Below are 25,933 nucleotides of genomic sequence, written 5' to 3' on the forward strand. Positions count from 1 at the left end.
ATTTGTGGGTATTTTCATCACGCATTGACTGCTTTCTAAAGATAAACCACAAGCGGTTCACACTTTTGTGCCGAGAAAATCCGCAACATCATTTGATACTTGCTTTTATAGAGAACACTTTCAATCATGCCCTATGATTCGACCCAATGCTTATCAGCCACCCATATGCCTTGAGCATCAATTTCAGTGGCAGCCAATGTGCACTGAGCTACAACCTTACCTAACTGGTTGTTGGCAACTTGAACTCAAACAAGGCACATTTGAATATCTGGCGCTGCCTGATGCATGCCAGTACTTGGTCTTTGTCGAATATCCAGGCGGCCACAGCTGCGAACTATGCTTACCTAAACAATTTCCCTATCAGCGGACTATTTCTGGTCCCATTCGCATTTTCTGTATTGGTTTTGCCATGGGTATGCGACAGCTTTTTTTTCCAAACAGACTAAGCCAATATCATGCAATACAAGATAGCGCAGCTTTGCACCAAGAGAATATGCAACCTGTGCTGGCTTTTTTCAGGGAAAATCCACAGTTTGAAGCGCGACAAAAATGCATGGAGCAGTGGTTAAAACAGCAAATCAGCCTCAAGATAGCGCTGAGTTCAACCCTGAAAAGAGCCATTCAGGCAAGCGCGCAACTACTTAACCATCCGAAAACAGAGCTCACTGAGAGCTGGGCACAAACACTCGGTGTCTCTCTTCGCCAGCTGCGCCGCGATTTTGATACTCATATAGGCCTTTCACCAAAACAGTTTTCCGATTACGCACGCTTTCAGTGGAGCATGCAAAAACTCCTACAGCATGGCGAATCTTGGCTCTATCGCAACCACCCTTATTACGATGAGTCTCATCTTATTCGGCATTTTCAAAAATTTACGGGAACCACACCAAAGCAAATTTTGGCAAAACATGCCGTCACCAAAATTGAATCATGATGGCCGTTTTATCCAATACGGTTTAAATCCGTGCGCCGCATACTGCACATGGAGGTATGCGATGGAAGAGCTTGCACATGCAGCACAACTTGAGCCCATGGCCATCTCTGGCTATTTGGGATGTTTAATTATTCTGTTAATTGCTTATCCGTTTTGTATCGTCGCTTTAGCCATTCTTGCTGATGGAGAGCGACAACGAATGCGATGGCAAAAGTACTTTAACTGGATTTATTTAATCACGACTCTCACTTTACTTGTTCTACACCTCAATATTTATGTTGAATATGGTGGCGCACTTCGCCAATGGTTAGAACAACAGGAAACAATTCATACATCATCAAGAAGGTAGGGAATCAGGAATGGAAAAGGTTTACCGCATCGATGGTATGAAGTTTTTCGCAATCATTGCGATTTTCTTTATACATTTTAGTGTGTTCCAATACTTTCAAGGCGATCCGACGCATCCGCTTTATCTTTTCTTCAATAGCGTTTCGCGTTTTGCCGTACCATTTTTCTTTATTGTTGCCGGTTACTTTTTCCATCATAAAGTCCAGCAACAGGGATGGCGCTATACCCAGCGCTATATCAGTAAATTGTGCTGATGTATGTGAGTTGGGTGTTGATTTATATGCTAGCAATTGGCTATAGCTATGGAAACTGGCAACCGGTATCCATACTAACCTTGCTTTATCACGGTACGGCTGGCGCTGAAATTATGTGGTTCTTGCCCGCACTCATTTGGAGTATTTTGGCCGTTTATATCGCTCAGCGATTTAAGCGCACAACTACACTTCTTGCAATCGCGAGTGTGCTCTATGCCATTGGTCTATGCGGACAAGGCATCCAAATATTTTTTGAGACACCTTGGTTTTCATCCAGTCATCAGTTTTTCAAAAACTCACGTGACCCGCTCTTTTTTTGCGCTGTTCTATGTCACCCTAGGTTATCAATGTAGCCAATGGTCACTTCAATCCTGGAGCCAAAAGAAACCACAAGGACTCTGGCTCGCTATCGCGCTCATCGGTTCACTGATGACCTTTGCTGAATGTTATTTTTTGATTAAGTCGCAGGGGATGCGTGTACCCGTCGATTATTATTTCTCGACAATCATTGTGACAGTCGCATTGCTTGCATGGTGTTTAAGTAAAGTAACTCAGCAGCCCACTCGATTCAGCGCGCTTGGTCAACATAGTGGAGAGATCTATCTCAACCACGGCATTGTTCAGATCGCACTGACCTCGCTAATTTATCTCATGGGTTTTTATACCATTCCTGAAAAACAGCAGTTCTTTGCCAATACGGTCTGGCTACAAGTTCTTATGGTTCCCGTGGCTTTAAGCCTCAATTTAACTGGCTACTTTGCCATCCGTTGGCTGGCGCTACATCTATGTGGAAAGAGCGCCGTTAAACAGTATCGGTATAGCGCAATGCTTATCACCATCAGCATCATGCTCTGCTTCAGCTTTGGCGCGGGAATGCAACATCCCCCTGTTGTAACCAGCTGGGCTGTTATTAATCAGGTGATATTAGGCATAGCTATCATTTTAGGGATCACACTACTGTCGATGTGGTACAACCAAAACAAAATGTGGCAAGTACCACTTATCGGCACTGTCATCGCAAGTGGCGTAACCGTCATGGCTTTACTCACAGGATATATCGAATGGAGCTTTAGCCTCTTAGATATGTCAAAGGGAAGCGTGAGCATATTTGAAGCATTGAAGGCACCGGTATTCCCTATATTGCCCTTCGTGATTGGATTAATTCTATTTAACCTGACCATCTATCGAATTGTGGATTGGCAATTCACTCGTAATCAAGAACGACGACAGCTTCATGCCTAAATACAAAAAGGCTGCATCATGCAGCCTTTTTATTTATGCCAAAGTTTATCTATTCAACACCCCAAGAAAGGGAAAAACTAACAGTATTGTTGTTAATGCGATCAACTCGCACGGCATAACCGCGATCCCCTTCCATGTCAGGATCAATAAACAGCTCATAGTGCTCAGCTTGCACAAGTAAGTTTTGCTGCTCCAATGTTGGTTTAAGCATTGCAAAATAATCCTGTGACAAAGTAAGTTCCGCCAAGCGCATCAGCTGCACTTTATGCCACTGAGAATTACGTAGATTTTCTAGGCTACGGTTAACCAAAATAAGTTGATAGGTTTCACTATAGCTGTCACAGCCGCCCCCTTGGATATAGAGAAATTCACCAGCGCCAAGCTGAAAGCTAAAACTACGACTGCTTTGATCCCAAAGCGCACCTTTCAATGCTGGATGATCTTGAATCCATTTATCGCTAAATGCCTGAGGATCAAAAATACAATCACTACTCCCTTCGTTGGCATAGCTTGTTGATGCAATCAAAAGGGTAAAGCAGGCAAGCAATACACGGAAAATTTTCATCCATACCTCCATTTAAGGAATCAAATAACGCGCTGATACTACAGGGATTTATTTATATCACCAACTAGCTTTGACGCAACCGAGTTGATTTGAAAAGAAAAATAAAAGAAGTGTTTTTCCGATCACGTTCTCGCCTTTTGTTTGATCAAAAGTAACGCAATTAAGCTGCTATAAATTGATGGCAACTCAATCAGCGAAGCCAAGCAAATGCTCCCGATACATACCCTTACGTGGGATTCAAACTTATCACGCGCAACTTAGGACATAGTGGAATCCATCCGCTGCCCAGCTAAATTCAATACAAACGAAAAAGACCCAGTCTTTCGACTAGGCCTTAAATGTGGCAGGGGTGGGAGATTCGAACTCCACACGCGCAACTTTGTGCATGGCGGAATACGCTATCAATTTAATTAAGTGCAAACGAAAAAGGCCTAGTCTTTCGACTAGGCCTTAAATGTGGCAGGGGTGGAGAGATTCGAACTCCCAACACGCGGATTTGGAATCCGCTGCTCTGCCAATTGGAGCTACACCCCTGTAGTTATTTTAAAGACTTAACTTTGTCTAAATCAGTGGCGGAGCGGACGGGACTCGAACCCGCGACCCCCGGCGTGACAGGCCGGTATTCTAACCAACTGAACTACCGCTCCACTCAAGCAGATGCGATGCATCAACTTAAATTTGAAGCCTGGCGGTGACCTACTCTCACATGGGGAAGCCCCACACTACCATCGGCGCAGCTGCGTTTCACTTCTGAGTTCGGCATGGAATCAGGTGGGTCCACAGCGCTATGGCCGCCAAGCAAATTTGTTAAATCTGGAAAGCTTTATTCGACTAGTTCTTGCTTCGTTCTCACACAATCAAGCTTGTGTACGTAAAACCCTCTTGGGTGTTGTATGGTTAAGCCTCACGGGCGATTAGTACAGGTTAGCTCAACGTCTCACAACGCTTACACACCCTGCCTATCAACGTTCTAGTCTCGAACAACCCTTTAGGAGACTTAAAGTCTCAGGGAAGACTCATCTTGAGGCTCGCTTCCCGCTTAGATGCTTTCAGCGGTTATCGATTCCGAACTTAGCTACCGGGCAATGCCACTGGCGTGACAACCCGAACACCAGAGGTTCGTCCACTCCGGTCCTCTCGTACTAGGAGCAGCCCCTCTCAATCTTCCAACGCCCACGGCAGATAGGGACCGAACTGTCTCACGACGTTCTAAACCCAGCTCGCGTACCACTTTAAATGGCGAACAGCCATACCCTTGGGACCGACTTCAGCCCCAGGATGTGATGAGCCGACATCGAGGTGCCAAACACCGCCGTCGATATGAACTCTTGGGCGGTATCAGCCTGTTATCCCCGGAGTACCTTTTATCCGTTGAGCGATGGCCCTTCCATTCAGAACCACCGGATCACTATGACCTGCTTTCGCACCTGCTCGAACCGTCATTCTCGCAGTCAAGCGGGCTTATGCCATTACACTAACCTCACGATGTCCGACCGTGATTAGCCCACCTTCGTGCTCCTCCGTTACTCTTTGGGAGGAGACCGCCCCAGTCAAACTACCCACCAGGCACTGTCCTCACCCCAGATAATGGGGCCAAGTTAGAACATCAAACATACAAGGGTGGTATTTCAAGGTCGGCTCCACAGAAACTAGCGTCTCTGCTTCAAAGCCTCCCACCTATCCTACACATGTAGGCTCAATGTTCAGTGCCAAGCTGTAGTAAAGGTTCACGGGGTCTTTCCGTCTAGCCGCGGGTACACTGCATCTTCACAGCGATTTCAATTTCACTGAGTCTCGGGTGGAGACAGCGTGGCCATCATTACGCCATTCGTGCAGGTCGGAACTTACCCGACAAGGAATTTCGCTACCTTAGGACCGTTATAGTTACGGCCGCCGTTTACCGGGGCTTCGATCAAGAGCTTCGAGTTACCTCTAACCCCATCAATTAACCTTCCGGCACCGGGCAGGCGTCACACCGTATACGTCTTCTTTCGAATTTGCACAGTGCTGTGTTTTTAATAAACAGTTGCAGCCACCTGGTATCTGCGACTCTCAGCAGCTCCATCCGCAAGGGACTTCACCATCAAGAGCGTACCTTCTCCCGAAGTTACGGTACCATTTTGCCTAGTTCCTTCACCCGAGTTCTCTCAAGCGCCTTGGTATTCTCTACCCGACCACCTGTGTCGGTTTGGGGTACGGTTCCTGATAACCTGAAGCTTAGAGGCTTTTCCTGGAAGCATGGCATCAATGACTTCACCACCGTAGTGGCTTCGACATCAGGTCTCAGTCTTAAGTGTCCGGATTTGCCTAAACACTCAACCTACACCCTTGAACCAGGACAACCGTCGCCTGGCCCACCTAGCCTTCTCCGTCCCCCCATCGCAGTTATCAGCAGTACGGGAATATTAACCCGTTTCCCATCGACTACGCTTTTCAGCCTCGCCTTAGGGGCCGACTCACCCTGCCCCGATTAACGTTGGACAGGAACCCTTGGTCTTCCGGCGAGGGAGTTTTTCACTCCCTTTGTCGTTACTCATGTCAGCATTCGCACTTCTGATACCTCCAGCAAACTTCTCAGTTCACCTTCAACAGCTTACAGAACGCTCCCCTACCCAATATACTAAAGTACATTGCCGCAGCTTCGGTGTATTGCTTAGCCCCGTTACATCTTCCGCGCAGGCCGACTCGACCAGTGAGCTATTACGCTTTCTTTAAATGATGGCTGCTTCTAAGCCAACATCCTGGCTGTCTGAGCCTTCCCACATCGTTTCCCACTTAGCAATACTTTGGGACCTTAGCTGGCGGTCTGGGTTGTTTCCCTCTCCACGACGGACGTTAGCACCCGCCGTGTGTCTCCCGGATAGTACTTACTGGTATTCGGAGTTTGCAAAGGGTTGGTAAGTCGGGATGACCCCCTAGCCTTAACAGTGCTCTACCCCCAGTAGTATTCGTCCGAGGCGCTACCTAAATAGCTTTCGGGGAGAACCAGCTATCTCCGAGTTTGATTGGCCTTTCACCCCTAGCCACAAGTCATCCGCTAATTTTTCAACATTAGTCGGTTCGGTCCTCCAGTTGATGTTACTCAACCTTCAACCTGCCCATGGCTAGATCACTCGGTTTCGGGTCTATATCCAGAGACTAAACGCGCAGTTAACACTCGCTTTCGCTACGGCTCCCCTAATCGGTTAACCTCGCCACTGAATATAAGTCGCTGACCCATTATACAAAAGGTACGCAGTCACACCACGAAGGTGCTCCCACTGCTTGTACGTATACGGTTTCAGGTTCTATTTCACTCCCCTCACAGGGGTTCTTTTCGCCTTTCCCTCACGGTACTGGTTCACTATCGGTCAATCAGGAGTATTTAGCCTTGGAGGATGGTCCCCCCATATTCAGACAGGATACCACGTGTCCCGTCCTACTCGATTTCATCTAAAGTGCACTTTCAGCTACGGGGCTATCACCCTGTATCGCCGTCCTTTCCAGGAACGTTCGCTTAGCACACTAAAAACTTAAGGGCTGGTCCGATTTCGCTCGCCGCTACTTTCGGAATCTCGGTTGATTTCTTTTCCTCGGGGTACTTAGATGTTTCAGTTCTCCCGGTTCGCCTCTTACAGCTATGTATTCACTGTAAGATACTTGCTTATGCAAGTGGGTTTCCCCATTCGGAAATCCATGAGTAGTAATGACTCTTACCGTCTCCTCATGGCTTATCGCAGGTTAGTACGTCCTTCATCGCCTCTGATTGCCAAGGCATCCACCGTATACGCTTAGTCACTTAACCATACAACCCGAAGAGGGCTATATGAACAGTCACCAAGATTTCTAGTTTTCGCCGTACTCAAGACACTTGATTGTGTTTTTGAGAACTCGTTTATTCATATGGGTATATGAATAAACATTTTTAGTTATTCAATTGAACTTACATTCAAATGAATTTACTAGTCAGCTTTCCAAATTTTTAAAGAGCAATGTGTTTTTCTCTTACGAGATAAGCACTTTCTAATATCTCTCGGCGTCGAAAATTCCGACTCAACAATTAAATCGCTGAATCTTCATCGCTGAAAACCATTAGAGAGTGGTGGGCGATACCGGGCTCGAACCAGTGACCCCCTCCTTGTAAGGGAGGTGCTCTCCCAACTGAGCTAATCGCCCACTGTAGTCCATCTAGCTAAGAAGAGTAGATGGTGGGTCGTGCAGGATTCGAACCTGCGACCAATTGATTAAAAGTCAACTGCTCTACCAACTGAGCTAACGACCCATAGTGGCGTCCCGTAGGGGAGTCGAACCCCTGTTACCGCCGTGAAAGGGCGGTGTCCTAGGCCTCTAGACGAACGGGACACTTGGGATGTTTTGTTTACACAAAACGTCTCTTTATCTTTATAACCAAATCAATCTGTGTGGACACTTGTCAGTAGTCTTTAGGTAAGGAGGTGATCCAGCCCCAGGTTCCCCTAGGGCTACCTTGTTACGACTTCACCCCAGTCATGAACCACAAAGTGGTGAGCGTCCTCCCGAAGGTTAAACTACCCACTTCTTTTGCAGCCCACTCCCATGGTGTGACGGGCGGTGTGTACAAGGCCCGGGAACGTATTCACCGTGGCATTCTGATCCACGATTACTAGCGATTCCGACTTCATGGAGTCGAGTTGCAGACTCCAATCCGGACTACGACGTACTTTTTGGGATTCGCTTACCATCGCTGGTTCGCCGCCCTCTGTATACGCCATTGTAGCACGTGTGTAGCCCTACTCGTAAGGGCCATGATGACTTGACGTCGTCCCCACCTTCCTCCGGTTTATCACCGGCAGTCTCCCTGGAGTTCCCACCATTACGTGCTGGCAAACAAGGATAAGGGTTGCGCTCGTTGCGGGACTTAACCCAACATTTCACAACACGAGCTGACGACAGCCATGCAGCACCTGTCTCATAGTTCCCGAAGGCACCAAAGCATCTCTGCTAAGTTCTATGGATGTCAAGAGTAGGTAAGGTTCTTCGCGTTGCATCGAATTAAACCACATGCTCCACCGCTTGTGCGGGCCCCCGTCAATTCATTTGAGTTTTAATCTTGCGACCGTACTCCCCAGGCGGTCTACTTAACGCGTTAGCTCCGAAAGCCACTCCTCAAGGGAACAACCTCCAAGTAGACATCGTTTACGGCGTGGACTACCAGGGTATCTAATCCTGTTTGCTACCCACGCTTTCGCATCTGAGCGTCAGTCTTTGTCCAGGGGGCCGCCTTCGCCACCGGTATTCCTTCAGATCTCTACGCATTTCACCGCTACACCTGAAATTCTACCCCCCTCTACAAGACTCTAGATGACCAGTTCCAAATGCTATTCCCAGGTTAAGCCCGGGGCTTTCACATCTGGCTTAATCATCCGCCTGCATGCGCTTTACGCCCAGTAATTCCGATTAACGCTCGCACCCTCCGTATTACCGCGGCTGCTGGCACGGAGTTAGCCGGTGCTTCTTCTGCAGCTAACGTCAAATGATAAGAGTATTAATCTTACCACCTTCCTCACTGCTGAAAGTGCTTTACAACCCGAAGGCCTTCTTCACACACGCGGCATGGCTGCATCAGGCTTGCGCCCATTGTGCAATATTCCCCACTGCTGCCTCCCGTAGGAGTCTGGACCGTGTCTCAGTTCCAGTGTGGCTGATCATCCTCTCAGACCAGCTAGGGATCGTCGCCTTGGTGAGCCTTTACCTCACCAACTAGCTAATCCCACCTAGGCGTATCCAGTAGCACAAGGCCCGAAGGTCCCCTGCTTTGCTCCAAAGAGATTATGCGGTATTAGCCATCGTTTCCAATGGTTATCCCCCTCTACTGGGCAACTTCCTAGGCATTACTCACCCGTCCGCCGCTCGCCGCCCATAAACGCACCCGAAGGATTGTTTATGTCGCTGCCGCTCGACTTGCATGTGTTAGGCCTGCCGCCAGCGTTCAATCTGAGCCATGATCAAACTCTTCAATTAAAAGTTTTTTGGTCTTTCGACCGACTCAATGAATACTGATTACATTACTATCGTAATGTGAATTGACTGTGCCAAATCTTTCGATTTGTTTGGTCACTCAGTTCATTGATTTAAATCTTTCGACTATCAATAACGAGTGCCCACACAGATTGATTGGTTACATTGTTAAAGAGCATCTTCGATTTCATCTCGAAGAGGAGGTGCATTCTACTGCACTTCACTGTTGAGTCAAGTCTTTTTCTTAACTTTCTCAACCCGTTGCTTCCGACGTTTGCCGTGACAACGAGGGCGCATTATAGGGAGAGATTTTTTCTTGGCAAGCCCCTTTTTGAAAAAAAATGCGCTTTTTTTGTTTAAGCGAACAAAAACCCACCAAAAGGTGGGTTTTCTTTATAGTTTTGCTGCTTATTTAACCAATAACTGCTGATTTTCATCAACGGAAAGATGAATGGGCTGATTGGGTAATAGCTCTCCACGCAATAATTTTTGTGCCAATGGGTTTTCAATATATTGCTGAATCGCCCTTTTCAGTGGTCTTGCACCATAAACTGGGTCAAAACCAGCCTCAGCGGCAAAGCTTAAGACAGAAGGATCAATCTCCAATTGGTACTCTTTTTCAGCCAAACGCTTCGTCAGTTGTTCAAGCTGAATCTCCGCGATGGCCTGAATGTGTTTTTGATCCAGTGGGTGGAAGACCACGGTTTCATCGACACGGTTAATAAACTCAGGACGGAAGTGCTGACTCACCACATCCATCACCATGGCTTTCATCACTTGGTAATCATTTTGACCGAAGTGCTCTTGAATACGATCAGAGCCAAGGTTCGATGTCATGATCACCACGCTATTGCGAAAATCAACGGTGCGGCCTTGGCCATCGGTTAGACGACCATCATCAAGCACCTGAAGTAAAATGTTAAAGACGTCTGGATGCGCCTTTTCAACCTCATCGAGCAAAATGACTGAATAAGGACGACGACGAACCGCTTCGGTTAAGTAACCACCCTCTTCATAGCCGACATAGCCTGGAGGCGCACCAACCAAACGCGCCACAGAGTGTTTTTCCATAAACTCAGACATGTCGATGCGCACCATGGCTTCAGGGCTATCGAACAGGAACTGCGCCAGAGATTTACAAAGCTCTGTTTTACCGACCCCGGTAGGGCCTAAGAATAGGAAGGAGCCAATCGGACGATTTGGATCAGCCAAACCAGCGCGGCTACGACGAATCGCATTGGCAACTGCATCGACTGCTTCATCTTGACCAATCACGCGTTTATGCAGCACCTCTTCCATACGTAATAATTTTTCGCGCTCACCTTCCAACATTTTCGACACTGGAATACCCGTCTGTTTTGACAGCACTTCGGCAATCTCTGCATCAGTGACGCGATTTTTCAGCAGCGTCATCTCTTGCATCTCAGCTTGTGAGGCAAGATCGAGCTGCTTTTCTAATGCTGGAATACGGCCATATTGCAATTCAGACATACGATTGAGATCGCCAGCACGACGGGCAACCTCCATATCCATCCGCGCTTGCTCTAATGCCGCTTTGATATGTTGTGTCCCTGAAAGCGCAGCTTTCTCAGCTTTCCACACCTCTTCAAGCTCTGCGTATTCACGCTCTTTTTCTGCAAGCTCGGTTTCTAGAATCTGCAATCGCTTAATACTGGCTTCATCTTGCTCTTGTGCAAGGGCTTGCTGCTCAATTTTCAGCTGAATAATTTTGCGCTCAAGGCGATCCAAACTCTCAGGTTTGGAGTCAATCTGCATACGTAAGCTAGAAGCGGCTTCATCAATCAAGTCGATGGCTTTATCTGGCAATTGGCGATCAGAGATATAGCGATGCGATAACGTTGCCGCAGCCACAATCGCAGGGTCCGTGATCTCCACATGATGGTGCAGCTCATAACGCTCTTTTAGGCCACGCAGAATAGCCACGGTATCTTCAACGCTTGGCTCATCCACCAGCACTTTTTGGAAACGACGCTCAAGCGCTGCATCTTTTTCTAGGTATTGGCGATATTCATCAAGGGTTGTGGCGCCCACGCAATGGAGTTCACCACGAGCTAACGCAGGTTTGAGCATATTACCCGCATCCATAGCGCCGTCACTTTTACCTGCACCGACCATGGTATGCAGCTCATCGATAAAGAGGATCACCCGCCCTTCTTCTTTGGCAAGCTCATTGAGCACAGATTTCAAACGCTCTTCAAATTCACCGCGATATTTAGCACCGGCAACCAGCGCGCCCATATCTAAAGAGAGTACCCGCTTATCGCGAAGCCCTTCTGGTACTTCGCCATTAATAATACGCTGAGCAAGCCCTTCAACAATGGCCGTTTTACCGACCCCAGGCTCACCGATAATCACTGGGTTGTTTTTCGTGCGGCGCTGCAAGACTTGAATGGTGCGGCGAATTTCATCATCACGTCCAATCACAGGGTCAAGTTTGCCCTGCTCTGCACGTTCGGTGAGATCAATGGTGAATTTTTCCAAGGCTTGGCGGTTTTCTTCTGCGTTAGCATCTTCAACCTTTTGCCCACCACGAATCTGTTCGATGGACTTTTCAATGGTTTCTGAAGTTGCGCCGAGCTCTTTGAGCAGATCCGTCAGCGGTCCATGACTTTGCGCCGCCGCTAAGATAAATAGCTCAGAAGAGATAAATTTGTCTTTGCGCTGCTGCGCCAGCTTGTCACATAGGTTGAGCATCGCGCCCAATGCATTGGAAAGCTGAACCTCACCACCGATACCCGTCACGCGCGGCAGCTTATCGAGCTGCTCCGCCAAACGTGAACGCAAGGTGGTGATATCCACATTAGATAACGTCAATAAAGGACGAATGGTACTGCCATCTTGATTAAGCAGCGCACTCATCAGGTGCACTGGCTCGATATATTGATGATCTCGGCCTAAAGCCAAAGATTGCGCATCGGAGATGGCAAGTTGAAATTTACTTGTAAAGCGGTCTAGTCGCATCATCGACCTCCCAATTTCAAACAGAAATATCTGTCTAAAAAGATGGGGGTGATTGCAAAAAATTCAAGCGTTCTGGGGTAACTATCGCGGTGGGGTTAAAGTGTCCCGATTGTGATACAGCTGACCATGCGCCCTGTCTGGCCTTCGCGGCGATAGGAAAAAAAACGTGCCGCATCGGTATAGGTGCAGTAGTCACCGCCATAGATGGATTCAGCGTCAATGCCGAGCGCCTGCAGGCGTAAACGGGCAAGCTGATAGATATCAGCAAAATACTTATGTGAATCTGCGTGAGGGTTGATCGCCTGCGCTGCGGTAAAGGCACTCACGGCTTGCGCCTGTTGCGCTATAAATTGCTCACGTACCTCTGCGCCAACTTCAAAAGCCTTTGGACCAATAGCAGGACCAAGCCAAACAAGTATGTCAGCGATTGGCTGCGAAAAATGAGAAAGGGTCTGTTCCAACACGCCATCGCATAAGCCGCGCCAACCTGCATGCGCAGCTGCCACTTGCGTACCTAGGCGATCGCAAAACAGTACGGGCAAGCAATCTGCGGTCATCACCGCGCAGATTTGATTAATCTGCGAGCTAAAACTGGCGTCTGCATCGGCTTGATTCGCTGGACCAAGATCTAAATTAACCACCCGTGTGCTATGTGTTTGCGTCAGCCAATGAATTGGCCCAGCAAATCGCTGAGCCAATTGCGCGCGATTTTGCGCGACATGGGTTGGATTATCCCCCACATGATCGCCAACATTGAAACCAGCAAATACGCCCTCACTGATGCCGCCAATACGGGTCGTAGTGCAAGCTTGAATATGCGCTGGCGCTGGCCAGTTCGGAATAATCCACTCCATGGCTTACCTCGAGTTAATCGTCGATTTCTTCAGCGTGATCCTGTGCATCTTGGCGCAAGATAGCAGCAAGGCCCACCATGTCATCAGGCACAGGTGCACGCCATTGCATCATTTCACCGGTAATTGGGTGCTCTAAACGCAACATCGCCGCATGCAAGGCTTGACGGTCAAAGGCACGCAGCGCATCGATCACCAACTGCTCACAGTTTTTCGGTGGTTTTGGACGACCGCCATAGGTTTGATCGCCCACCAGCGGATGGCCTAGATGAGACATATGTACACGAATTTGGTGAGTACGCCCCGTTTCCAAACGCAAACGCAAACGCGTATGGGCGCGGAAATGCTCTGCCACACGATAGTGGGTGACCGCAGGTTTACCAAATTCGCTCACCGCCATTTGGGTACGCTTAGTAGGATGGCGACCAATAGCTTTATTGACCATACCACCCGCCGTCATACGACCAATGGCAATGGCTTCATATTCACGGGTGATTTTGCGTTTTTGCAGCGCACGCACCAAACGGGTTTGGCTTTGTACGGTTTTTGCCACCACCATCAAACCAGTGGTGTCTTTATCCAAACGATGCACAATACCGGCGCGCGGCACTTCAGCAATCTCAGGATAACGATACAAAAGCGCGTTCAGTACGGTGCCATCTGGTGTACCCGCCCCAGGATGCACGACCAAATCACGCGGTTTGTTGATCACCAATAGGTGCTCATCTTCATATACTACGTCAAGCGGAATATCTTGCGGAATAAAGCGAACTTCATCTTCAAGTTCGGCATCAATCGCCACGACTTCGCCACCCATTACTTTGTCACGTGGACGCACAATAGGTTGACCGTCGATGGTGATTTGACCGGCTAGGATCCACTCTTTGATCCGTGAGCGAGAAAAATCAGGGAACAACTCGGCAATAGCCTGGTCGGTACGTTGGCCAAGTTGTGATGGTTTAATGGTTTCGGTTAACTGGATTTGCTGTGCCATGTCGAACTTTTTAAAAATGGGTGGGACTAATTATCACACCTGAGTAGAATAGCGAATTCTATTATTGTATCTGGTTCACCCGACTTGCGTCACCCGCAACTCGTATTTATTGCATCAAGGAAGCTCGAATTGGTATGAAACGCCTGACTGTGACCGCACTACTCGCACTAACTCTGATCACCGGCTGTACGAGCTCGGATCCAGATATTGTGCCAGATCTCGCGCCTTCGCAACTTTATAATGAAGCTCAAACCGAGCTCGAGCGAGGCAATTGGATGCAAGCCATCGAGAAGTTAGAGGCCTTGGACTCTCGCTATCCCTTTGGTGCCTATTCAGAGCAAGTCCAGCTTGATCTGATTTTTGCTTACTACAAATATAATGATATGGCACTCGCCATTGCCACCATTGACCGCTTCCTCGCGCTCAACCCAACCCATCCAAATGCTGACTGGGCGCTTTACATGCGTGGCCTGTCAAATATGGCATTGGATAGCAGCTTTATTCACAGCATGCTGAATATGGAGCGCAATGACCGCGATCCCATTCCAGTGCGTCATGCATTCCAAGACTTTAAAAAGCTAATGAAGCGCTATCCCAATAGCCAATATACCGCTGATGCAAAGGCGCGAATGATTGCACTCAAAGAGCGCTTAGCGGCTTATGAACTTGCAGTGGTGGATTACTATGTGCGTCGCGGCGCATGGGTGGCTGCTGCAAATCGTGGTCAACTACTATTAAATCTCTATCCTGATACACAGGCCGCACGCGATGTTCTGCCATTGATGGAACGTTCCTACGCAGAGCTCAAATTGCAAAAGCCAACGGCGCAGATGAAAAGTCTGATGCAGCTCAACGGGCTCTAAATCATTTTTTGAGCAATAAAAAAGCGACCCAAACGGTCGCTTTTTTGTTCATGGTAAGGTGGAATCTGGCTATCCAAACACGCACTCAAACAGCGATTCAATAAACAATGAATGCTGGGCTGTTAAGGTGCCTACCGCGCTTGGTATGGCTTGTTCCATTCCCCCATCATGCAAGTGTTCTTTGCCTATCGCAAGCTGAAATCCATAGAAAATCTGGGTCGGTCACAGTCATGTCGCAGAGTTTGTTTCACCGCACCAATTAGTGATCATGATCACACTTTTTTTTATCCGTTGTCGTAATCTGAAAGTGAGCCCAATGATAGGCGGTAGCTAATAAGGAGCACCATATGACAGTAGAGATCACTGGCAAAGGCATTACTATTACTCCTGCGATTCGTGAACGTGTTGAAGCGCGCCTAGAGAAGTTAGAAAAATGGCATGTGCCACTCATTAATCCACGAGCCATCATTAGTAAAGAGCCGACCAACCGCGTTCGTTTTGAGTGTAAGGTGGCAATTCCAAATGGTCAGCTCATTGCATCAGAGAGCGATGAAGAACTACAAAACGCAATCCATGCCGTATTCCAAAAGCTTGAGCGTCAATTGAATAAGCAATCGCACAAGCCAGATGCACGCCGAGCGACGCATCATGAGCAAGAACTGATTGAAGAAGAAGCATAAATCGAAGGAATGTATCCATGCGCCCCATGTGGGGCGCTTTTTTATTCACGCCGACTTGAAAATAATTCCATGCAATTGCCACGGCCTTTTTCTTGACAGGGATGCCCAGATTTTCTAATGTGGCGAAAAACACAGCAAATCAAAAGATTGATGCAACCAGTTATTTTTTCATTTATTTTCTTCTTTCTTCACCGCTCTTGCTGGTGAGGTTGTTGCCCTTTAAGAAAATAAACGAAAGCACAACGACCTCCCATCTGGGAGGTTTTTTTTTTGCTGAGCATCATGGCGGCAATGCCGCTCAACCATACAACAAGGAATTAGGCATGACGCAGCAGAGCGATTTGGCGACGATCAGGGAAGCGATCACCACAGTCGACCAAGAACTCCTTCAACTTCTCGCCAAACGCCGCGAACTGAGTTTAGCGGTAGCGCAAGATAAAATTAAAACCATGAAGCCTGTGCGCGATAAAGCGCGCGAACAAAGCTTGCTTCAAAATTTGGTGCAAAAGGGCCAAGCCATGTCGCTTGACCCGACCTATGTGACGCAGATTTTTCATACCATCATTGATGATTCGGTGCGCTTTCAGCAGGACTATATTCGCCAAATCACCCAGCCAACCGATCAAGCGCCCATGGCCAAAGTGGCATTTTTGGGCGCCAAAGGCTCTTACTCGCATCTTGCTGCGCGTCGCTATTTTCAACGGCAAAATACCGATGTATTGGAGATCAGCTGCGATCACTTTAAGGGCATTATTGAGCAGGTGGAATCAGGCCAAGCAGACTTTGGTGTTTTGCCCATTGAAAACACCAGTTCAGGCTCAATCAATGAAGTCTATGACCAATTGCAGCACACCAGCTTATCCATTGTCGGTGAACTTACGCTCGCCATTGAGCACGCCATTTTAACGGCTGTGGAAACGGAGCTGTCGCAAATCGACACCCTTTATTCGCACCCGCAACCACATCAGCAGTGCAGTGAATTTATTCATAGCCTTGGCAGCATTCAGCTTGCGACCACCGCCAGCACAGCAGAAGCGATGCAAGTGGTACGCGATTTAGCATCGCCAACCAAAGCCGCCATCGGTAATGCCACTAGCGGCGCCATGTATGGGCTCACGGCCATTGCTTCAGGCATTGCTAATCAAACGGAGAATTTCACCCGCTTTATTGTCGTTGCCCGCCAAAGTATCGATGTCACGCCGCTGATTCCATCGAAAACCACTTTAATTATGTCCACCAGCCAGCAGCCCGGTGCGCTTGCAGACGCTCTGGTGGTCTTGAAAAATCATCACATCAATATGACCAAGCTCGAATCTCGCCCTGTGATGGGCAATCCATGGGAAGAGCTGTTCTATTTAGATGTACTGGCCAATGCCAATACCCCTGAGATGCAAAGCGCGCTGAGCGATCTTAAGAAAATCACGCGCTTTATCAAAGTGCTGGGCTGCTATCCGCTCGATCACGTCGCGCCCACACCCGTTGATGGTGTTTGATGCTTAGGCGATAAATTCAGATACAAAAAAACCAAGCCATCGGCTTGGTTTTTTTGTTGCATGATTTTGTTGTACGACCATTGAGTCATAGAGAAAATCGTCATTCAGTCAACGCAAAAATCTTGGCGTTAAATCATCTTTCGCGTGCGATGCACTGCATCATTGGCCTGTTTAAGCAAGGTTTTGCTTTCCGATAAGAAACGCGGCGCATAATCACCAAACCATTGCTCAACATGATTGAAAGCATCAATAAAGCCCGCTTTATCACCACACTCAAGCAGCGCAATCGCCTCACCAAAACGCTGATGAAAACGACGAATCATCGCGACGTTATCTTCTGAAGCCATGATGATATCCGCATAAAGCGTTGGGTCTTGAGCAAACAAGCGCCCCACCATAGCAAGCTCCAAGCGATAAATGGGCGAGCTTAAGGTGATGAGCTGATCGAGGTTTGGATCCTCTTCAGCCAAATGCACACCATAAGCAAAGGAGGTAAAGTGGCGCAGCGCTTGAATTAAAATCATATTTTGGTCATGCGCGGGCGCGCTAATGGGCTCAACGCTTGCGCCCCAAATTTGGAACTGCTCAAGCAACCACTGATAAGCCTGTGGCTCACGGCCATCACAGTAAGCAATCACTTGCTTGGCTAAACTTGGCAAATCAGGACCAAACATCGGGTGAAGCCCAACCACAGGTCCAGCGTGCACACTCAACATGGCTTGCAAAGGCTTGGCCTTAATGGAGGTGAAATCCGCCAAAATACAATCTTGCGGCAAATGGCTCAGACACTCGATAATGTCCACCGTACGGTTGATTGGCACAGTGACAATCACCATTCCTGGATTTGCCAAAAGCTGATCAGATCGCTCCCCCCAATCACGGCTACTCATCACTTCGACGTGATAACCAGACAAACGAAAGAGATTAGCAAACAGTCCACCGAGCTGACCTCGGCCACCAATAATCACAATGGGGCGCAAGTTTGGCTGCAAACATTTAAAGCCCGAGTCTTTTTCACTGGCATAGGACTCACGCATGGTGCGACGTAAAATATCTTCTATCAGATCCCCTGGCACGCCACGTTGTTCGGCCTCTTGTCGACGTGACGCGAGCATCGCCGCTTCACGATCCGGCGCATAGATAGGTAAGCCATGCTGACTTTTCACCACGCCCACCTCAGCGACCAAAGCCAAACGCTGAGCCAGTAAGTCGATCATTTGCTGATCAACGGCATCTATTTTGTCGCGCAATTGTGTCAGTTCTGCCACCATGCTGATTGCTTCCTTGTTAAGTGATCCTTGTTATCCCTTCATTCGTTCCATCAACGGCCCAGCGAGCTCTTGATAAGCATGACGTAATAGTTGCTCAGTGGTGTCCCAATCGATGCACGCATCGGTAATTGAAACGCCGTAAGCCATCTGATCAATGGGTAATTCTGCAGATTGGCAGCCTTCATTTAAATGACTCTCCAGCATAATGCCAGTAATTGATCGATTGCCATGTTTAATTTGGTGTACCACATCTTCCGCGACCATGGGCTGACGGCGATAATCCTTGCGCGAGTTGGCATGGCTACAATCCACCATCAAAGAGGCCGTCAGGCCAGCAGATGCCATCTGCTCTTCACACTCAGCCACAGATACCGCGTCATAGTTAGTACGCTTGCCACCTCGTAAAATCACATGACCATTGGGGTTGCCTTGCGTTTTCAGCAGAGCCACTTGCCCCTCTTGGTTGATGCCCATAAAGCGGTGGCTGGACGCCGCAGCTTGCATCGCATTAATAGCGGTATCTAAATTGCCATCGGTGCCATTTTTAAAACCCACAGGCATCGATAGGCCACTGGCCATTTCGCGGTGGGTTTGCGATTCAGTGGTGCGCGCACCAATGGCAGACCAGCTAAAGAGATCCGCTAAATATTGCGGACTAATAGGATCCAAGGCTTCTGTCGCCAGAGGGAGCTCCATCTCGGTTAAGTCCAACAATAGTTGGCGCGCAATACGTAGACCTTTTTCAATATTAAATGAGCCGTTCAGCTCGGGATCATTGATCAGACCTTTCCAGCCTACCGTGGTTCTCGGCTTTTCAAAATAAACGCGCATCACCAGAAGTAAACGATCACCCAACTCTTCTGAGAGAACTTTCAATTTTTTCGCATAGGCTTTTGCTGCGTCCACATCGTGAATCGAACAAGGGCCGCAAACCACCAGCAATCGTGGATCACGCTTATTTACGACATGGGCGATACTATGTCTTGCTGAGCGAATAAAGGCTTCGCCCTCAGCAGAAAGTGGCAATTCGGTTTTGAGTTGTTTCGGCGTGAGCAGAACCTGCTCGTCGGTAATATGGATATTGGTTAGCGCGTCGCGGTGCATAATCTTTACAGTCCTTATGGTGTCGCCTTGATGTTTCAACTCCATGAAACACCTGACCTATGGCCATCCACCTTACCAGCTTTGAATTCAATGACAAGTATTTGTACAAATTTAATTACCGCGTGTAATTAAATATTTACGGATCATGTGTTTTCATAAGAAGCTATTGGCAGAAAATGTAGTCGCGCCACAACAAAAAACGGCATGGATATGTTTATCGATATCCATGCCGTCGATTATATATTTTTAGGGGGAAACGCGCTTAGCGACGATTGGCCATTCGTTTATATTGATGTCGCCGACCACGAATCGTCAAACCTAAACGCATAATATTTTCTGGTGGTGCAATGCCCGCATAGCCGCCATCACCAATATGAACAATGTCTGCGCCAGCGGCCTTACAAGCAATACCGACTTGTTCAATATAGCTCTCCGTTGCCCCCTCCTGAGACGTACCAATCGCCAACATCCCTAACATGCCAGCTTGATGGACTGAGTGCATCATCTCGCAGGCCATATCCGGTGTCACACCTGGTGTGGTATATGGCGCGGGGAACATCATAATATCTGCACCTGCCTGCGCGAACTCAGGCACAATGGCGAGGTTGTAATCATTGCCCACACCACCACCATGCATCTTGCCAGCAATAATGATGATCTCATTGGATACACTTCGCGCTAAACGAATCGCATCTAAAATGGTTTCTTGGGTGACACAGTTCCCTGGGTTACCTGTGAGCATGATGTAATCCAAACCCAAATCGATAGCTCGCTGCACGGTTTCACGCGTAACGGTTCGCCCCACACACAAGTCTTTTACATCCGCAGGAACGGGTTCCAAGTTACAACCAATCATACGGCCAGTCGCCGCTTTAATATCGGCGATACTCATTTGCGCTTCAGGATCATCCAACAGCACCTTGATTTCAGGATTCATCACATCTAAACAGTTCAAGGTGATCATATCCGCGCCAAATGCCGCAGCAATTTCAGCACCAGAAACCACGTCCAATGGCGGCGTAATCGCGACGACGTTTTCCACCATCAAGGTACGCCCTTCTGAGCGACGAATGCTATCTACAATTTCAGCACGATTTGCGTTTGCTAAATCTGCTGCGGTGTAATCAAAAATACGCTTTTTCATGCAAACTCCTTTTCTCGAATCAGCTGATGAATACCGACAATCTCTGCTGCTAAATCACGACACAGCATGGTGGTCATAATGTGGTCCTGAATATGCGTCAAGATTAAAGTCATGGTGACTTTGCCTTCACCTTCATCAAAACCGATCAAGGATGTTTGTGAACGATGCACGTCAATCAGTGCTTGATCGCCTTCATTTAAACAACGACTCGCCTCATCAAAATGACCTTGCCTTGCCGCACTCATGGCCTCCATAAATGCGGCGCGCGCTTCACCAACTTGACACAGCAAGGTCATCAGAAACTCTTCAGTGATATCGTCACTTGACTGAATCGCTTGAACCATTATGCAGCCCCCTCAGCAGCTTGTGGCATCGCACCACTTGCTTGTGCATCCTCACGCGCTTTTTCTTCTGCCACTAACTGCTTTTCATGCACCTTTAAGAAAGGAAGGAAAACCAACGCACTGACTACAATACTGCTACATACAACCAAAATGGCAGTACCTGAATTGGTGGCAATCATCGCACCAATTGGTGCCGGCATGGTCCATGGTGGCAAGGCAATAATTTTTGCAACAAAACCAGTTTTAAAGGCAAGCCAAACAATGGTGGTATTCAGCGCTGGTGCCAATAACCAAGGAATGAAATAAAGTGGGTTCATGACAATCGGTGTGCCAAAAATCACGGGCTCATTGATATTAAAGGACCCAGGAATAACCGACATTTTACCAATGGTTTTGAGCTGCGTTGATTTAGAGAAGATCATCAAACAAACCAGACCCCAAGTACCACCCGCACCACCAACAAAAATAAAGAAGTCCATTACAGGGTTAATAAAGATATGAGGTAGCACCTCTCCGGCAGCCAGTGCCGCTTGGTTCGCTTCCAAGTTAATGAGCAGCATGGGTGCAATGATCCCACCGACCACAGAGCCACCATGAATGCCGCTAAACCACAACAATTGAACCAGTAAAACCGCAACCAGACAGGCGATATAAGAATCGGACGCCACGACCAATGGCTGGAACAAGGTCATTACCGCAGAAGGAATCTGAAGATCGTAATTCGCCAAGATAACGTTAATAGGCATGATCACCAATGAGATCACCACAATGGGAATCAAGAGATCAAAAGAGGCTGAAATTTTTGGCGGTACAGCTTCAGGCATCTTGATGCGAATATTATATTTAATCAGTAGTCGCTGCATTTCAGGCACTAACAAACCACAAATAATCGCAGTAAAGGCACCGGCGCCACCGAGATAAGACGCGGGAATACCACCATCTTTAATCGGGGCCGCTGCAAGTAAGAAAGCAAAGACGCTAAGCATCCCGGTGTTCATTGGTCGTAATTTGTAAGATTCAGCCAAGCTAAACCCCATACCAAAGGTGGCATAAATGGCAAAGATCCCCATGCTTAGATTGAATGGCGCCATAATATTATCCATGCCAATCATCGCAATCAGACTATGCCAACCGCCAAAGAACCATCCATTCGATGATGGCGGGTAAGCAAAAACTAAGAGTAGTGAACCCACAATCAAAAACGGCATACTTGAAACAAAACCATCTTTAATTGCATTGATATGGCGCTGTGCGGAAATTCTGCCCGCAATCGGTGCCACAGAGTTTTCAACAAAATGCATTGTTTTATCAATCAATGACATAATCCATTCCCCCAATATTCTCTATTATTGATGCTCGGAATAAAGGGCCATGGCTTGCTCAAGCACCACATCCCCTTTCATCATTCCGTAGCTCATCATATCGATCAGGCCACATCCCTTACCTTGGGCATTGGCCAACTGCTTAAACTCTTCAAATTTAAACTTCACTTGTGGCGCAACCAGACAAACATCACTACGTGCCATGCACTCTTCAAATTCAGCAATGGAATGCGCAGAAATTTCACATTCAATTCCCTTCATCTCAGCTGCCTGCTCCATTTTATTCACCAACATGCTGGTCGACATGCCAGCGGCACAACATAGAAATATTTTCATGCTATCCCTCCTATGGGTTTGTCCTTGAAAATGACTATAACCAAAAGTGAAACCGGTTACTGTAACCGGTTTCATTTCTGAATGTCATATCGCACAAATCGGCAGAATTTAATAAATTTATGTAATCTGTATCAAATATTTAAGGCGGGAAAATAAATGCTTTATTTATTTTTTATAGTGAAATAAATAAAGCATCAAACAATCGAAAGAATGGCATTTAAATTGCTGAAGTTGACTCGCGAATAATTAACTCACCAGCAAAGGATTCAGGCAAAAATATCTCTTGTGAGGTAATTAATTTTTTCGCCACATGCAGCGCACGGTCAATCATCTCTTGAATTGGCACGCTCATCGTCGTCAATGCAGGTGTCATATAAGCAGAGTATGGGTCATTATCGATCCCCATCACGGATACATCCGCAGGCACATTTATACCCGCTTCTTTGAAAGCATGAATACAACCCACAGCGATATCATCACCAGCGCAAATGACAGCCGTGCAATTCCCTAGGTTTGAAGCTAGATGTTTGCCCATCATATAGCCCATATCAATACCGTGCATGCTTTCAATAAACTGCCCTTTACATCCCAAATCGCTGTACTGATCGATACACTCAAGAAAGCTATTGAGCCGTGCAACGTAGGCATGGGTCTCCCAAGATGGGCCGACATAGGTAATATTTCGATGGCCAGACTCAATCAAATAAGTGACTGCAGCACGCATCAACTGACCTTGATTGAGAGAAATAGAGTAGCCCGCCTCTGGTGGCAACTGTCGTCCCACATGCACCATCGGAACATCAATATCATGATTTAATTCAATTAATTGCTCGACAGTCAGTAAACTACCGTGAAGTACAATCACGCCACATTTTTTTTCATGCAGCGAATAGATGGCTTCAATCTCTTTTTCTGGTTGTAGATGACCATCTGCTATCAGCAGTTGCTTACCCACCATCTCAGAGCTAAGTGAAGCCTGTTTGAGCAAAGTCCCCACATAACTTTTAGAAAAGTCAGACAGCATTAAGCCAATACTGGTACCTTCCTGTTTCGCCAAAGCCTGTGCGACAGAACTCGGGCGATAATTCAGTTGTTGAATCGCGTCTTGAACTCGTGCGCTTGTGCTTTCTTTGACTTGCCCTGTTCCATTGATTACACGCGATACTGTCGCTTTTGATACCCCGGCAATACGGCAAACATCATTGATCGTGGCCATGTGCTTTTCTTGCACCCTTCATCGTTTATGTCATTTCAGCGCTATTGCAGTACTGGTGACTAGGTTATTATTTTTATCGACTCATCTTACTATCCACAGAGTATTGCAAATTCAAAAATTGAACGCATGTATTTTCTGAGAATCTAAGCACAATATTATTAATATATTACACAATAATGATTTAAAAGCTGTGAGCGAATAATAAGTTCAATATCGTCAATGACTGTCAACAAACCTAAATTAAAGTAAACATCAGCCATACTGCATCGCGATCCATCTCAGCTTCTTTCTTATTGCCCCTCAACATTAAAACTAAGCACTCAATCGCACAATATCTTGTTAGCCAAAGTGATATAAAAAGTTATTTTTTTGCGCCATCTTCGATCCATCATCCATAGATAGATGATCAATCAAGCAATGCGATGCATCATCCATAGATAGATGATCAATCAAGCAATGCGATGCATCAGATACAAACGGCAAGGCTAAAAAAACCAAGCCGAGGCTTGGTTTTTACTGTGCGTCAGGATGGATTACCAATCGTGCAGGTCACTGTAGAAAGCCTGCTCCCAATTAGAGCGAAAGTGCGCGCCATCGGGCATATCATCACACTGACCGAGATAGTTCACTTTCAACACACCCAGTCGGTAGGCATTTTCAAGTTGGCAAAACTCAAGCAAACCCGCGGCATAGCCAGCATCATAGGCAGCTTGATCGACGGCCATTCCTTGACTGAGGTGAGCCAATGTATCAGCAGATTTTTGTTTATGCCCTTTTTGGCCATCATAGAAACCAGCCGCTTGCCAGTCGCCATCTTGTGCTAAATGACGAACTTCAGATGACACGCAACCTGTGAGTAGCACAACCAAACCTAGGAATATCGAACGCAACCACATACAGCCTCCTCATCGAAACAACAGAATTGGGTGGTCACCCCAAGCCTAGCTGCTCTTCTCCATTTTGACCAAAGTTGGCAACTGGAAGTGCGCCAATGCATCCATCCCCTGCTCGGAGACCTCAAAATCAGCCTGCATCAATTGCCACTGCTGATCTTGCCATTGGTAGTATTGACCATCTTGATGACGAGCACACAAGGCGCCATAGCCAAGCTCCATCAGCATTTCCGCAAGCTCAATACACAATGCACTTTGCTGTTCAATGCTTTCCGCGACTAAAGACACCAAAACAGCGCGTGGAAAATCTTCACACCACACAGAAAGCGCTGCGACATGGCCGTGCAGTTCGCCGTCATCATCCACCAGCACCACACTTAGCGCGAGCTCGCCAGATTCTCGCAACTGATGAAACATCTGCTGCTGCGATTGACCCGCATATTCAGCGATTAAGCTGTCGATATGTAGTTGATCAACCGGCGCTTCAGTACGAATGAGCATCATAATGCCATTGCCTTTGATTGTTGATGAGCCATACCTTGCTCGACAAAGCCAGAGAGTTTTACTAGTGGCCAACTCATATAACTTGGCATCGCTTGCCAATCGATGTTATCCATCAGATTTTTCAGCTCAAGTCCTAATTCAGTATCACCTTCAATTCTTAATCGACGCTGAAAAAACAGTGTATCCGGATCTTCCTTACGACCAGCCACCAAAATGAGATCATTGGTGTTGGCACTAAAGCTGACATCAAATTGCGGAACCTGCTCAGCCATCACCAATGCATTGTCAACAAAGCTGATATAATGCACCACATCCAAATCGGTCACTTCGAGTTTGAGCCAGCGATCGCTAAGAAAATCGAGATCGCCCTCTTCAATGGCTTCTGCAAAGAGGCGATTGAGCAGTGGCAATAACAGCTGTTGCTTGGCTCGAAATGGCATCAGTTTCGCAGGATGACGAAGAAATTGCGGCGCTTTAGCCACGCAAGCGGCGTGAAGTTGTTTAAACACAAAGGCTCCTCTCGATATCAATGACAGTTTTTTGCGCATTATGACTCAATTCGCTTCAATCATTTCATGCTTTGAGTCAAAAAATGTAACTTCCTGCCGATACAACTC

Annotated in this window: 21 protein-coding genes, 5 tRNA genes and 3 rRNA genes; 7 read left to right on the forward strand and 22 right to left on the reverse strand. The window is 47.3% G+C overall.

Translation table 11 applies throughout. The features are described from left to right. Nucleotides 1–133 precede the first annotated feature (133 nt). The 4 genes from L9P36_RS10880 to L9P36_RS10895 all read left to right on the forward strand — a co-directional run bounded on the left by L9P36_RS10880 (nt 134) and on the right by L9P36_RS10895 (nt 2,778). Nucleotides 134–934 carry a helix-turn-helix domain-containing protein gene (locus L9P36_RS10880; RefSeq protein WP_237466753.1) on the forward strand — a complete coding sequence of 267 codons (801 nt, stop codon included), beginning with the start codon at nt 134–136 and terminating at the stop codon, nt 932–934. 61 nt (nt 935–995) lie between these two features. Next, nucleotides 996–1,283, forward strand: coding sequence for a hypothetical protein (locus L9P36_RS10885; RefSeq protein WP_237466762.1), 288 nt, complete (start codon nt 996–998; stop codon nt 1,281–1,283). Between the two features lie 10 nt (nt 1,284–1,293). Beyond that, nucleotides 1,294–1,536 carry an acyltransferase family protein gene (locus L9P36_RS10890; RefSeq protein WP_237466764.1) on the forward strand — a complete coding sequence of 81 codons (243 nt, stop codon included), beginning with the start codon at nt 1,294–1,296 and terminating at the stop codon, nt 1,534–1,536. A gap of 429 nt (nt 1,537–1,965) precedes the next feature. Beyond that, nucleotides 1,966–2,778, forward strand: a complete 813-nt coding sequence (locus tag L9P36_RS10895) for a hypothetical protein (RefSeq protein ID WP_237466766.1) — start codon at nt 1,966–1,968, stop codon at nt 2,776–2,778. 49 nt (nt 2,779–2,827) lie between these two features. On the opposite strand, the gene L9P36_RS10900 is transcribed toward L9P36_RS10895, so the two are convergent. The 12 genes from L9P36_RS10900 to rluD form a co-directional block, all read right to left on the reverse strand. Next, nucleotides 2,828–3,343: a hypothetical protein gene (locus L9P36_RS10900; RefSeq protein WP_237466768.1), complete on the reverse strand. Its 516-nt coding sequence runs from the start codon at nt 3,341–3,343 to the stop codon at nt 2,828–2,830. A gap of 457 nt (nt 3,344–3,800) precedes the next feature. Further along, nucleotides 3,801–3,877, reverse strand: a tRNA-Trp gene (locus L9P36_RS10905). A gap of 36 nt (nt 3,878–3,913) precedes the next feature. Beyond that, nucleotides 3,914–3,990, reverse strand: a tRNA-Asp gene (locus L9P36_RS10910). 36 nt (nt 3,991–4,026) lie between these two features. Beyond that, nucleotides 4,027–4,142, reverse strand: a 5S ribosomal RNA gene (rrf, locus tag L9P36_RS10915). A 94-nt stretch (nt 4,143–4,236) separates the two neighbouring features. After that, a 23S ribosomal RNA gene (locus L9P36_RS10920) occupies nt 4,237–7,127 on the reverse strand. Nucleotides 7,128–7,422: 295 nt separating this feature from the next. Further along, nucleotides 7,423–7,498: transfer RNA gene (locus L9P36_RS10925), tRNA-Val, on the reverse strand. A 30-nt stretch (nt 7,499–7,528) separates the two neighbouring features. Then, nucleotides 7,529–7,604 (reverse strand) — tRNA-Lys (locus L9P36_RS10930). 4 nt (nt 7,605–7,608) lie between these two features. Beyond that, nucleotides 7,609–7,684, reverse strand: a tRNA-Glu gene (locus L9P36_RS10935). Nucleotides 7,685–7,769: 85 nt separating this feature from the next. After that, a 16S ribosomal RNA gene (locus L9P36_RS10940) occupies nt 7,770–9,322 on the reverse strand. Together the 16S, 23S and 5S rRNA genes with 5 tRNA genes alongside form the textbook arrangement of a ribosomal RNA operon. Nucleotides 9,323–9,727: 405 nt before the next feature. Beyond that, nucleotides 9,728–12,301, reverse strand: coding sequence for an ATP-dependent chaperone ClpB (clpB, locus tag L9P36_RS10945; RefSeq protein WP_237467915.1), 2,574 nt, complete (start codon nt 12,299–12,301; stop codon nt 9,728–9,730). A 95-nt stretch (nt 12,302–12,396) separates the two neighbouring features. After that, entirely contained in the window at nt 12,397–13,155 is a 759-nt protein-coding gene (gene pgeF / locus L9P36_RS10950) for a peptidoglycan editing factor PgeF (protein ID WP_237466770.1), read from the reverse strand. A 13-nt stretch (nt 13,156–13,168) separates the two neighbouring features. Continuing rightward, entirely contained in the window at nt 13,169–14,146 is a 978-nt protein-coding gene (rluD, locus tag L9P36_RS10955; RefSeq protein WP_237466772.1) for a 23S rRNA pseudouridine(1911/1915/1917) synthase RluD, read from the reverse strand. 134 nt (nt 14,147–14,280) lie between these two features. On the opposite strand from rluD, the gene bamD reads away from it, so the two are divergent. From bamD to pheA, 3 genes are all read left to right on the forward strand, one after another. Beyond that, complete coding sequence (gene bamD / locus L9P36_RS10960; RefSeq protein ID WP_237466781.1) at nt 14,281–15,009, forward strand: outer membrane protein assembly factor BamD; 729 nt, start codon at nt 14,281–14,283, stop codon at nt 15,007–15,009. 347 nt (nt 15,010–15,356) lie between these two features. Beyond that, nucleotides 15,357–15,689 carry a ribosome hibernation-promoting factor, HPF/YfiA family gene (gene hpf, locus L9P36_RS10965; RefSeq protein WP_237466782.1) on the forward strand — a complete coding sequence of 111 codons (333 nt, stop codon included), beginning with the start codon at nt 15,357–15,359 and terminating at the stop codon, nt 15,687–15,689. A gap of 323 nt (nt 15,690–16,012) precedes the next feature. After that, nucleotides 16,013–17,182, forward strand: a complete 1,170-nt coding sequence (pheA, locus tag L9P36_RS10970; protein WP_237466784.1) for a prephenate dehydratase — start codon at nt 16,013–16,015, stop codon at nt 17,180–17,182. Between the two features lie 128 nt (nt 17,183–17,310). Here the strand turns inward: pheA and tyrA are convergent, their stop codons facing one another. The 10 genes from tyrA to ubiT all read right to left on the reverse strand — a co-directional run bounded on the left by tyrA (nt 17,311) and on the right by ubiT (nt 25,825). Further along, nucleotides 17,311–18,453 carry a bifunctional chorismate mutase/prephenate dehydrogenase gene (gene tyrA / locus L9P36_RS10975; RefSeq protein ID WP_237466786.1) on the reverse strand — a complete coding sequence of 381 codons (1,143 nt, stop codon included), beginning with the start codon at nt 18,451–18,453 and terminating at the stop codon, nt 17,311–17,313. A gap of 30 nt (nt 18,454–18,483) precedes the next feature. After that, a complete protein-coding gene (locus L9P36_RS10980) occupies nt 18,484–19,557 on the reverse strand; it encodes a 3-deoxy-7-phosphoheptulonate synthase (protein ID WP_237466788.1) in 1,074 nt (357 codons plus the stop codon). Between the two features lie 262 nt (nt 19,558–19,819). Next, nucleotides 19,820–20,701, reverse strand: coding sequence for a DUF7916 family protein (locus L9P36_RS10985; protein ID WP_237466790.1), 882 nt, complete (start codon nt 20,699–20,701; stop codon nt 19,820–19,822). Beyond that, nucleotides 20,698–21,045 (reverse strand): PTS lactose/cellobiose transporter subunit IIA, encoded by a 348-nt coding sequence (locus tag L9P36_RS10990; protein ID WP_237466792.1) that lies wholly within the window; start codon nt 21,043–21,045, stop codon nt 20,698–20,700. Before L9P36_RS10990 ends, L9P36_RS10985 begins: the two co-directional genes overlap by 4 nt. Continuing rightward, nucleotides 21,045–22,367: a PTS sugar transporter subunit IIC gene (locus tag L9P36_RS10995; RefSeq protein ID WP_237466794.1), complete on the reverse strand. Its 1,323-nt coding sequence runs from the start codon at nt 22,365–22,367 to the stop codon at nt 21,045–21,047. The genes L9P36_RS10990 and L9P36_RS10995 overlap by 1 nt, the downstream gene beginning before the upstream one ends. A 24-nt stretch (nt 22,368–22,391) precedes the next feature. After that, entirely contained in the window at nt 22,392–22,703 is a 312-nt protein-coding gene (locus L9P36_RS11000; RefSeq protein ID WP_237466796.1) for a PTS sugar transporter subunit IIB, read from the reverse strand. A gap of 217 nt (nt 22,704–22,920) precedes the next feature. Then, nucleotides 22,921–23,919 carry a LacI family DNA-binding transcriptional regulator gene (locus tag L9P36_RS11005; RefSeq protein WP_237466798.1) on the reverse strand — a complete coding sequence of 333 codons (999 nt, stop codon included), beginning with the start codon at nt 23,917–23,919 and terminating at the stop codon, nt 22,921–22,923. A gap of 533 nt (nt 23,920–24,452) precedes the next feature. Continuing rightward, nucleotides 24,453–24,815, reverse strand: a complete 363-nt coding sequence (locus L9P36_RS11010; protein WP_237466799.1) for a DUF2799 domain-containing protein — start codon at nt 24,813–24,815, stop codon at nt 24,453–24,455. Between the two features lie 45 nt (nt 24,816–24,860). Beyond that, nucleotides 24,861–25,316, reverse strand: a complete 456-nt coding sequence (locus tag L9P36_RS11015; protein ID WP_237466801.1) for a GNAT family N-acetyltransferase — start codon at nt 25,314–25,316, stop codon at nt 24,861–24,863. Continuing rightward, the gene (ubiT, locus tag L9P36_RS11020) at nt 25,313–25,825 is read right to left on the reverse strand and encodes a ubiquinone anaerobic biosynthesis accessory factor UbiT (RefSeq protein ID WP_237466811.1); all 513 of its coding nucleotides are present in this window, start codon (nt 25,823–25,825) and stop codon (nt 25,313–25,315) included. Before ubiT ends, L9P36_RS11015 begins: the two co-directional genes overlap by 4 nt. Nucleotides 25,826–25,933 lie beyond the last annotated feature (108 nt).

Origin of the sequence: Vibrio stylophorae (assembly GCF_921293875.1) — a bacterium.
GTDB lineage: Bacteria > Pseudomonadota > Gammaproteobacteria > Enterobacterales > Vibrionaceae > Vibrio_A > Vibrio_A stylophorae.